The sequence below is a fragment of the Prevotella jejuni genome (genome assembly GCF_900187995.1).
Taxonomy (GTDB): Bacteria; Bacteroidota; Bacteroidia; order Bacteroidales; family Bacteroidaceae; genus Prevotella; species Prevotella jejuni.
Window position 1 is genome coordinate 1 of record NZ_FZNZ01000059.1, and the last position, 9,491, is coordinate 9,491.

Consider the following 9,491-nt stretch of genomic DNA (forward strand, 5'->3'; position numbering starts at 1 on the left):
ACTGGGCTTATAAAGCTTGTAGACATTATCCAACATAAGATTATCCACCAAGGCATCTAAAAGACGAACAGGGTCATCTTCTGCGATATCCTTATCGATTCTTTGAGGAAAAAGAATCATTTTCTTGTGTATGTAAGAACGAAAGTGTACCTTTGCCATAATGAGATTTTTTGTATGCCTAAAGGTACAAAAACTTTAGGAAATAGCAAAGTCCTGGCTTGAGAAAGTCGGGGCTTTGTGCATAAAAAAGAGGATGTGGACATTTTGACACACCCTCTTTTGATTTACTACTTCTTGAACTTGCCGCCTTTCAGGTCGCTCCCCACCATCCGCTTATAGATTTTTTCACGGAGTTCGTCAAGAAAATAAGTGCGACTGTCATCTTTGCGATGCTTTATATTCATATATACGTTGTAGCAGTTCTTTATCTCCGCTCCGAAGATTTCAGAGAGTGTGTGTGCCAATTCCTCCATACCAATTTCTCCATTACTGATACAATTGCAGGTATCGAGAGCATACAAGAGTTCGACTAAATAATAAACAGAAATACCAGAAGACAATGATAAAATTGTTACTCCGGCAAAAAAATGAAACTTAAATGTCGTTATTTTCATTGCCTGATATTTTTACAGGCTAAGCTCGAAAGATTGTTTAGGGCAAAATAACCCTCAAAATGCAAGTAATATTTGTGTAAAACTTATAATGAATCAAGATATTGCTTAGGTTTCATCCTGTGATATTTGCAGAAAGCCTCTGTGAAATGACTGAGGTTAGTATATCCAACTTTATAGCCTACTTCTGACACCGAGTAGAGGCGAGTGGAAAGCAGTCGTTTTGCCCATTTCATCTTTTCGGATAGGGCATATTCTGCGATGGCTTTTCCAATAACCTGCTTGAAGCACTTTTGTAATTTGGAACTGCTCATATTGGCATCACGCGCCAATTCGGGAATACTCGGTACATTACTGAGACTTTGAAGAATCTGGCGACGAACACGGAATACTGATTCAACATCATTCAAGTTTAGGTTGGCAAGAGATTTTACTTCCGAACGTTTTTCGAGCTTTTCAAGGAACATTGTCAGTAATTCCATAGTTTTTCCATGCAAATGAAGCGTTGAAAAAGGATTGTCGATTTCAGTTATAGACTTAATGTTATCCAAGACCTGTTGCATTGCAGGTGTAATGGTCTCAAACAAATAAAAAGCCTTGTCCGATTGGAGAAGCCGACCGATATAGGTTTCATGTGCTGCATCAATCTTTTCAATCCAATCCTTATTGAAAGTCAGTGTAATATTTTCGTATCGTTTCTTTGGAGGAAAACTCCACTCAGTCGGGATGCTACTTGAAGGCATGAAAATGCCATCGAGCGTGTCCACTCCGACCGTTTTTGTACTTGTTCCAATTATCTGCTCGTGTTTATGCTCATTGATATAGAACATGACAGGAATCCATTTCGAGTTTTCTACCGAGCGACGTATCATAGTTATCGGTTCGTATGCTACGAAACTGATATAAGTCAATGTTAGCCATGGCAGAGGATAATATTGTTTGAAGAATCCACTACCAATAGAAGAAGGAATGGTAAATCCATCGTTTATTACTGATGTGCCAAATTGTTCGGCAACCATTTCCATCCAATCTTCAGGCTTATTGATTGCACAAAATTCTATGGTCATTTTATCATGTCTTTTTGCAAAGTTACAAACAAACACGGATAAAAACTTGAATTATTGCAAGTTTTTATCCGTATTACTCTCAAAAAAAGAACCAATAGCTCCATGAGAAATGTTTTTAATGAGAGTTTACTCAAATGCGACTAAACTTGAAGGAACTCCTATGGCAGTAACAATTGGTTTTTGCGAGCATTCGCCTGTCTTGGTATTGTAGGTGTAATACCCCGTACCATTGTTACATATCATTCCAAAGACGATGAAGTCCTTGTAGCGAGTTATAGCAAAAGAGCCATTGCTGTCGGTCATTGGCAAATCAAGTTTTTCGATGGTTTTGTTCCAAATGTCGATTTTCACAGGTTGGAAGTCTTTCTTGAGTATTCCAAATTCTGTATCCGTTACTTTCACGCAACTATACACAATACCATTACCTGCATAGAAAGACTTAATCATATACTGCCCTGTTTTACCTATTCCTTTTATGGTTGTCTTCGATAGGTTGAACAGATAATCGCTATCCCATTTGTCGCTTCCTTTGCGGATACGCAGGAAACCTTCCTTATTGGCAACATTGAAGTTGTTACCCGCACTGTAAAAGTAGATGTCACCCCGCTCGTCTATGAATGCGTCAGAATGGCGGAACAATCCTACAACACTTGTGCGGTTATCTTTGATAACTTCAGTCTTTTTCGTCTTGAGGTCAATGATAGCTACCTCTGCTCCAGTACCCGGTACGGAGGTATGAGGCGAATTGAGCTGATTGAGGGCAACATACATCTTTCCATCACGGATGACATTACAGCCGGGATCAGGATTGTTGTCTTGAACCGCATAAGATGAGAGGTCAATTTCATCTTCCTTTTGCAATGTTGAAGTATTGATTAACGCAATTTTTCCACGTCCATGCAAAGCAACGTATGCCCGCTGTTCATCAACGAAGTTAATTTCTCCGGGTTGAGCCATCTGTTCAAATGTCATAGTACCTGCTTTTATCAGTTCTCCATGGGCACCTCTTGTAAACTTATGTATCTTATCCCCGAATTTCCCTTCGGGTACAAGCACTGTATTACCCTTAGCAAAGAGGTAGCAACCGAACCCGAATTCAAATGCTTTCTTATTGTCGGTCGCTTGAGGAGTCAAATCACTGAATGTCCCTACATAAGCACTTTTGTCCACATAATGCACAAAGGTGAAATGTTGCTGCACCTCTTGAGGAGTAGGCGTAGGTTCATCATTTTTGTTACAAGATGTCAGCCCTATGAAGCCGACCAGCATAGCAGAAAAAGCTATACGATTGAAAATTGTTGTATTCATCTTTTTATATTTATTAAATTAGAAAATTCCTTTTGAGAAGACATATCTGAATTTGAGGTGAAGTGTCCGTCCTGCCAATGGTTGGCGGAATTGGTCCCAAACTTCTTTGTTCATTATATTATGGCATTCCAAGGCTACGGAATATTTGCTTTTGTAGGTCAACAATAGCCCTATGTCATTGACGAAACTGCGGGGAATACGTCGTTTCTGTAATTCGGTAAGTTCCCAGAAGTAGAAGAACTCCTCAGTAAATTTGCCGTCCCAGAAAGCCTTGACATACCAATTCTTGAATAATCGGTTGCTGTGATACTCCGCCCCGAAGTTGGCGAACAAATAGGGAATGTTCGGTAGTCGCAATCCTTTTGTCGGATTGGGGGCTTGGGTACCGGGTAAATAGTTCAAGACATCACGCACATCCTGATAAGTTAGATTTCCGTAGGCATAGACCGTTGGCGATATGTCCAATTTTATTTCGGTTTCTATACCTTTAATATGTACCTTTTCTGCGTTTACATATCCGGCTGCCATGTGTTGTTTCATCAATTTTATCATATCGCTTACCTGCATATAAAAGCTGTTCACTTCAAATTGCAATCGCGATAAGCCGAGGACATCATTTTTGTCTATTAAGAACCCCAGATTGAAGTTGTGGCTTTTCTCTGGTCTCAATCCGGCTGCAGGAAAGGTGATGATACCATCACCGAATAGTTCTTGTGAATTGGGAAGGCGTATTGCCCGCTGGTAAGATGCTTTCAAGTGAAAACCTCTGAAAGGCTCGTATTTTATAGCCTCTATCCAGCCTATTTGTGAGGTCGTATTGTTCTTTTTCTTCGGAGCCTCAATCATCTCGTATGAAGTCAAATCTTCTATCTCGGAATGGAGGTGGAAATACTTTGCGGAGAGCATATTCGTCAGTTTCTTATCAAAGAGTTTTGACTCCCAAGTCAACCCCGAAATGAAACTGGTCTTTTTACTGGGAAATCCTCCGATAACAAAACCTGCATGCTGACTTGCAATGTTGTCGCTCGGTTGTCTTCTGGCGTAGTTAATAAGTGTGTTCAGATTCAAACTGTGATTGGCGGACAACTTGTAATCAAAATTGATACGTTCATTGATTTCCAATCCTTTGTCATTCGAGTTGTGAGGAACATCCCCTGTTTCTCCCTGTCCATTCGGACTCGGATATATGTTTCCTTCGAAATCGTGATTAACTCGTGCCGTATCCACAAAATTGTTTGTTGTATGTGAAAGGGAAAAATGGGACTCAAAGTTAAGGCGGTCGTTCAGCATTCCGCTTTTTATCAATTTGTTTTCCAACATAAACATTCCTGATTTGTTTTCGGCATGTTGTATGTTTTTTAAGATACCTTGGATTTCATTGAAACGATTGTAATACCCGAACTCGGTACTAATCTCATCGAGCCAAAGTTTCGTGAAAGCAATTTTTCCCTTCAACATATACGAACGAAAACGGTCGTGGTCACGTCTTACTAACAGATTTTCTCTCTCGGGAACTCTGAAAGAGTAGTCATTCTTTGCAGATGTATAATAACCTCCCGCACCGAGTAGAATGCCACTCTTTGGAAAATTCTTGCGAGAGAAGACACTTCCTTTGTGTGTTTGGTAAGATCCGAATTCATACGAGGCATCTAAATAATCCGTACTAAACTCTTTAGTAACGATATTGACGGCTCCCCCCAATCCATCACATCCGAAACGGGCGGGTATGATACTCTTATAGACTTCTATTCTTTCTATAATGTCTATCGGAATTTCATCAAGAGAAAAAGCCCCGTCAGAAGTACTCATTGGTATTCCGTCCCATAAGATTTGAATGCGGTTTCCTTCCAATCCATGAACAATAATTCTCGAACTGCTTCCCAAACCGCCAGTCTGCCCAACTTTCAAACCTATGGTTTTATTCAAAACGGTTTCTAACGAAATAGATCTGCCTTGAAGTTCTTTCGCATTTATTACAGAAACTGCTTCAGGCGACTCTCTGAGTATTTGTGCTCTTGTTTTTCCTACTACGACTACATCTGCCAGCTCTGTTGATTCCGGGAGTAGTCTTATGGTATAACGCTTCCCATTTGCAGTAATCGTATCGGTAATGGTCTGATAACCGACATAACTTACCATAAGCATAAGTTTTTGATTACTTGATGCACTTAGTTTTGCAATACCTTTCCTGTTTGTAGTCGTACTATTCGTGTACGTTGGAGCATTCAAACCTTTCCATTGTACGGTGGCAAATTCTATACTGTTCCCATTTTCTGCATTAATAACTTTTATTTCTGTTGGTTGCAGTTGTGCAAACATAGGAAAAGACCACAACGATAGAAAGCCGACAATGAGCATTCTTTTGTATAAATGGACTATTGAGCTGATTGACATATCATATTTGTTTGTGAGATTCTGTGCAAAGATACTTACCTGCCGAGCAAATAAATAACCCTATTATCCACGCTTATACCCCTATTGTGTTTATATGCGAGCAAATTGTTGTTTTGGGGCAGTATAATGCTTATCGGGGTTATTTTATCCCTGTTTGTTGCCGTACTTTTGCAGCAGAAAAGATCAAAACGACACATATATGGATAAACAAAAAGTCAGACTCCTTGATGAGGAACGGGAGAGCCGTAGCCTGCTCTCCAATGCTGTGGTTATATTGCACCTTATTTTAGGCACACTCCCTATACTGCTTGTAGTGTGGGCGGTTGACAAGTTGATGAATAGTACACTCTCTCCCATAATAGTTTGGGGTATTGGAGGAATAATGATACTGTTGGCAATGCTTAGAGGCGTATTCTATGGAACCTCGATTTGGCGTGCACACCAGTCGGCTTACAATGCCCTTACACGATTGAGGTTGCGTATCATAAGTCATCTGCAACGCTTGCCGCTCGGTTTCTTTCAAGAACGGAAAGTTGGCGACTTGGTGAATATTATTAACCACGATGTGGAACAAATTGAAATTTATTTAGCACATGGATTACCCGAAATCCTTTCGGCTACTCTTTTTCCAGCCTTACTCTGGGTAATCATTATGGTGTTAGACTGGCGTTTGGGGCTGTCGCTCATTTCTCTTTTACCTGTGGCATTTCTTCTGCAAATGGCTGTCAAAACACTTTGGGGAAAGAGCTTTCAACACTTTATGGAAAGTACGCAAAAAATGTCGGAAGACCTTTTGGAATATGTGGCTACCATATCGGTAATCAAAGCCTTCAGTAACGAGGAAAACAGAACGGAACAGGTACTTGGTGGTATGCGCGACTACATCCGTTGGGTAAAGCGGAGCATGTTTAGCGTTACCGTTCCCATGACATTGATAACGATGTTCTTGGAAGGTGGTATCGTGGTAATGACTCTTATTGGACTATGGATGATGAGTTCGGGCGAATTAACTGTAGCTCGTTTTATCCTTGCCTTGATATTGGGCGGATTGTTCTCGTCCTCCTTTGCTAAGTTGGCTACATTCCAACATTTCCGAATCATCTATGGTCAGTCGTTGGCAAAAGTACAGTCCATTACAGAGGTACAGACAAAGGAAACAGCGGACAAGAAAACAGATACGACACAGACGGATGTTTGTTTCGAGCATGTTACATTCTCCTATCCAAACAAGAAAGACAATGCACTGAAAGATGTATGTCTTCAATTTCCGAGAGGAAGCCATACTGCTATCGTCGGCGAGTCAGGGTCGGGAAAAACCACGCTGGCAAGTTTGATGATGGGGTTCTGGCACCCCCAAACAGGGACTATCCGACTGGGAGGAGAGAATATTATGGAATTCTCCGAACGTAATATCGCTGATTATCTTTCGATGGTACAGCAGGAGGTTTTTCTCTTTAACACAAGTATTCGGGACAATATCCGTATTGGAAGACCTACCGCCACACAAAAGGAAGTGGAAATGGCAGCAGAGCGTGCTCGTATTCATGATTTTATCATGGGCTTGCCGAATGGTTATGATACGCTGGCAGGCGAAGCCGGCATAAAATTCTCTGGCGGAGAAAAACAGCGTATTTCCATTGCTCGAATGTTGCTCAAAGACTCTCCAATAATTATTCTCGATGAAGCCACTGCCGCATTGGACGGAGAGAATGAGAAACTAATCCAAGAAGCTCTTGATGAATTGCAGCGCAACAAGACCGTCATTACCATTGCTCACCGTCTCAATACTATTCAGGATATGGAGCGTATTGTTGTGATGGACAAAGGGCAGGTTGTGTCAAAAGGAACACACCAAGAACTGATGAAAGACTGTTCTCTGTACCGCAATATGACGGAAACGCAAGAGCAAGTAAGTAAATGGCAATTAAAAGAAGAGGAGGAATAAGAATGGTACGCAATATACTGAATGAATTGACCGCTCGCGGAGTTCGGCATCTAATTATCTCCGCACTGTTTTTCGTGGTTTATGCCCTTTGCGGCACGGCGATAATGCTCACAGTCTTGTTTCTCATCGACCGTCATATACATGGAGAAAGCATCTCTTTCATTTCGGCAGCATGGGTACTCGGTAGTCTGCTGGTCTTGAAAACCATATCCAATGCCATTGCCGATATGAGTAAGCATTTTGCCGGATTTGATCTTGTGGAACGTATCCGCGAGAAAATCATACTGAAACTGAAAATGTTCTCACTCGGCTTCTATACCAATGAGCGTCTGGGAGAGATAAGTACAATCATTCACAAAGACGTTGATAATATGGAAATGGTAGTAGGACATCTATGGACACGGATGTCTGCCGACTTCATTGTAGCTCTAATACTCGGTATTGGACTATTTTGTGTGGATTGGCGCATGGCATTGACAATGGTAGCCATTCTTCCTATTGCCCTGTTTTCTCTGTATCGGGGCATTCGCTCGGGAATGAAAGCACAGGAAGAGTCTCAGGACAATCTGGCAGATATGGTCAGCCTCTTTGTAGAATACGTCAAGGGCATTCCAGTTTTGAAAGTGTTTGGAGGAAAAGGAATGTTCCGTGACAGACTTGACCACTCTGTCAGTGAATTTGGAGAAAGCAGTAAGAATACTTCTCGTTTGGCAGCTGTGAGTGTGGGCAGATACACTTTCCTGATAGAATTGGCTTTCGCTCTGATGGCTACAATCGGTCTTTGGTGGACACTGCAGGGGGAACTTTCTCTTTTCGCTTATTTAATGTTTATCATTGTCTCAAAAGAATTCTACAAACCTTTTGTCAATATGGAGAGTCATTGGCTGAATTACATCAAGGTAAAAGATAGTTACGGACGCATTTCCCATTTATTGAATGCTCCTGTTATCACCAATCCTGAACAGCCGAAAACAGCAACCCATTTCAATCTTTCCTTTGACAAAGTGGATTTCCATTATGAGAAGGAAGGTTTTGAGATGAAAAATCTCACGTTCCATGTTCCCGAAGGAACGGTAACGGCACTTGTCGGATCGTCAGGTTCTGGTAAAACAACCATTACCAGCCTGTTACTCCGTTTCTGGGAACCGCAGACCGGCAGTATCCGTATCGGTGGTATAGACATTCGAGAAATGGACTATGATTATCTGCTCGGTAAAATCAGTGTAGTGATGCAAAATGTTATTCTCTTTTCAGATACCATTGCCAATAATATCAAAGTGGGCAATCAACATGCTACGCAGGAAGAAATCGAAGAAGCAGCACGTAGAGCCATGATACACGACTTTATCATCAGCCTGCCGGAAGGTTATGAAACAAAAATCGGAGAAAACGGTTTGGGACTCTCCGGAGGGCAGAAACAAAGGCTTTCAATCGCCCGTGCTTTCTTGAAAGACGCTCCCATCATTCTTTTGGACGAGATAACGAGCAATGTTGACCCTGTCAATGAATATAAGATACAACAGGCAATGTCTGCCCTTATCCGAAATCGCACAGTCTTGGTCATTGCCCATCATTTGCAAACCATCCGTAATGCTAATCAGATTATTGTGATGGACAAAGGACGACTTGTAGAGAATGGGACGCATGCAGAACTTGCAGCAAAAAACGGAATGTACTGCAAATTGCTGTCTATGCAATAACCTAATCAATGAAAAATATGGAGGGTGTGTCAAAATGCAAATTAATAACTTGACAACTTTCAATCTATAAGTAGGATTCTACTAAAGGTAAAGAAAAGAGGGTGTGTCAAAATGGACACATCCTCTTTTTACTCCCCCCTTTACCTTGTGTACCACATAATTCGTTATTTACTGCAGCTATGCTGCTAATTTCATATAAAATGATTTATTGGGCTTTAAATAACCTATATAAACTTGTATACAGCATCTGAAGGTGACTAAAAGGAGCTCCATAACGGCTTTTATTTCCTTGAGATTGGTTTTTCTACACATTTTCCCTATGTTAAAGGCAATAGCGAAGAAGGCAAAGTCCATATTGACCTTGTCTTTTCCAAAATGCCTAAACCTCTTGTAGGCTTTATTATATTTTGTTTGTCCAAAAACAGCTTCAGGTTCTATGCACCTTCGTCCTCGATGCTTGATGCCT

The 9,491-nt window shown here is 41.1% G+C and carries 7 protein-coding genes; 2 read left to right on the forward strand and 5 right to left on the reverse strand.

The features are described from left to right. Positions 1–287: 287 nt before the first annotated feature. The 4 genes from CHB62_RS13815 to CHB62_RS13830 form a co-directional block, all read right to left on the reverse strand. Complete coding sequence (locus tag CHB62_RS13815) at positions 288–614, reverse strand: RteC domain-containing protein (RefSeq protein ID WP_089367288.1); 327 nt, start codon at positions 612–614, stop codon at positions 288–290. Between the two features lie 83 nt (positions 615–697). Next, on the reverse strand, positions 698–1,678 hold the full coding sequence (locus CHB62_RS13820; RefSeq protein ID WP_089367289.1) for a helix-turn-helix domain-containing protein: 981 nt from the start codon (positions 1,676–1,678) through the stop codon (positions 698–700). Between the two features lie 126 nt (positions 1,679–1,804). Then, positions 1,805–2,986 carry a DUF4374 domain-containing protein gene (locus CHB62_RS13825; RefSeq protein ID WP_025836932.1) on the reverse strand — a complete coding sequence of 394 codons (1,182 nt, stop codon included), beginning with the start codon at positions 2,984–2,986 and terminating at the stop codon, positions 1,805–1,807. Positions 2,987–3,004: 18 nt separating this feature from the next. Further along, the gene (locus CHB62_RS13830; protein ID WP_089367290.1) at positions 3,005–5,380 is read right to left on the reverse strand and encodes a TonB-dependent receptor; all 2,376 of its coding nucleotides are present in this window, start codon (positions 5,378–5,380) and stop codon (positions 3,005–3,007) included. Positions 5,381–5,579: 199 nt separating this feature from the next. On the opposite strand from CHB62_RS13830, the gene CHB62_RS13835 reads away from it, so the two are divergent. Beyond that, entirely contained in the window at positions 5,580–7,325 is a 1,746-nt protein-coding gene (locus CHB62_RS13835; RefSeq protein ID WP_089367291.1) for an ABC transporter ATP-binding protein, read from the forward strand. 2 nt (positions 7,326–7,327) lie between these two features. Further along, positions 7,328–9,025: an ABC transporter ATP-binding protein gene (locus tag CHB62_RS13840; protein ID WP_089367292.1), complete on the forward strand. Its 1,698-nt coding sequence runs from the start codon at positions 7,328–7,330 to the stop codon at positions 9,023–9,025. 177 nt (positions 9,026–9,202) lie between these two features. On the opposite strand, the gene CHB62_RS13845 is transcribed toward CHB62_RS13840, so the two are convergent. Then, positions 9,203–9,491 (reverse strand): transposase (locus CHB62_RS13845; protein ID WP_089367293.1); only part of this gene is annotated, 289 nt, incomplete at its 5' end.